Genomic DNA, 1549 nt, shown 5'->3' on the forward strand with positions numbered 1-1549 from the left:
GGGACCCCCGCAGGCAACCGGTCGACCCGCGCGGTGTCCGGTCCGGTCGGCCGTCGCGGGCCGGGTACGGGTCCACACGCGATCGCCGCTCCCGCCGGGCACCCGGTAGACGGCGCCTCGGGCCGATGCGGATCCTGGGTCTGGTGCTCGTGGTGATCCTGACGCTGGGCGTGGTGAGCGTCCTGTGGGCGGACTCGAAGCTCCAGCGGATCGACGCGCTGCCGGACTACCCCGGCCGGGGCGGCAACACCCCGGGCAGCATCACCCTCCTGGTGGGGACCGACTCCCGCGAGGGACTCACCCCGGAGCAGCAGGCCCAGCTGTCCACCGGGTCGGAGTCCGATGCCGGCGGCAAACGCACGGACACCATGATGCTGGTCTACACGCCGCGGGACAGTGGCCGGACCATGCTCATCTCGCTCCCGCGGGACCTGCTGGTCGACATCCCGGACTACGGACAGAACAAGCTCAACGCCGCCTACACCTTCGGCGGTCCGGCGCTGCTGACCCGCACGCTCGAGCAGCAGACCGGGATGCGGATCGACCACTACGCGGAGATCGGGTTCGGCGGCTTCTCCGGGATCGTCGACGCGGTCGGTGGCGTGGACATCTGCATCGACGAGCCGATCAACGACCCGCTCGCCGGACTCGACCTGGCCGCCGGCTGCCAGACCCTGGCGGGGCCGCAGGCCCTCGGCTTCGTCCGCACCCGCTACGGGTTCGCCGAGCAGGACCTCCAGCGGGTCCGCAACCAGCGGCAGTTCCTCGGCGCGCTCATGAGCGAGACCATGTCCCCGGGCAACCTGCTCAACCCGTTCACCGCGGTGTCACTGGTCGACGCGGCCTCGGAGGCCGTCACGGTCGACTCCGGGGACCACATCTGGAACCTCGCGTCGGTGATGTGGAAGCTCAGGGGCGATCCGCTCACCGTGACCGCCCCCTACGACGGCATGGCCTCCGGTTCCGTGGGCTCGTACCTCGTGTGGGGCCCGAGCACCACGGGGTTCTTCGACGCGGTCGCCTCGGGCCGCACCCCGGCCCAGGAGTACCTCGACCCCGGCCCCTGAGCCCGCCCCCCGGCTCACGGGTACCGGCTGGTCATCCCGCGGGCGTGATCGAGACGATCCCCCAGGTGCCGTCGGGGTTCTCCGCCACCCGCACACGCTGCCGGATCACCACCGGCTCCGCATCGGGCGGGGACTCGGTGAGGCTCACCTCGAGGAGCGTGGGCGACAGCTCCCGCGCGTCCACACAGTGGGTGGTGCCCTCGGGCACCCGGTCCACCCCCTCGACGCGCAGCCGGTCCGGCGTCATCCGGCTCGACGGCGAGACCGCCTCGAACGCCTTCTCGGCCGAGCGCTCGACGTAGTAGGCGTGATCGAAGGCCAACACGGTCCCCAACGGCGAGTCCAGCGACCCCGGGCCGTCGCCCACCACGTGGCCGGGTTCGGAGACCGGGGCGCAGTCCGCCGCCTCCTCACCGGTCGGGGAGAGAGCCCCGCGGGTGAGGAGGAATCCGATCACCGCCGAGCCGGCCAGCACCGCCACC

General features: G+C 72.3%; 1 protein-coding gene and 1 pseudogene. One reads left to right on the plus strand and one right to left on the minus strand.

Features of this window, described 5'->3' with window-relative positions:
- Window positions 1-1067, plus strand: a 1067-nt coding sequence (locus tag G6021_RS09940) for an LCP family protein (protein WP_241736508.1), incomplete at its 5' end; no start/stop codon positions are given.
- A gap of 31 nt (window positions 1068-1098) precedes the next feature.
- Here the strand turns inward: G6021_RS09940 and G6021_RS09945 are convergent.
- A pseudogene (locus tag G6021_RS09945) lies at window positions 1099-1549 on the minus strand (hypothetical protein); the annotation flags it as partial.

Source organism: Dietzia sp. CW19, from assembly GCF_014145265.1.
GTDB lineage: Bacteria > Actinomycetota > Actinomycetes > Mycobacteriales > Mycobacteriaceae > Dietzia > Dietzia natronolimnaea.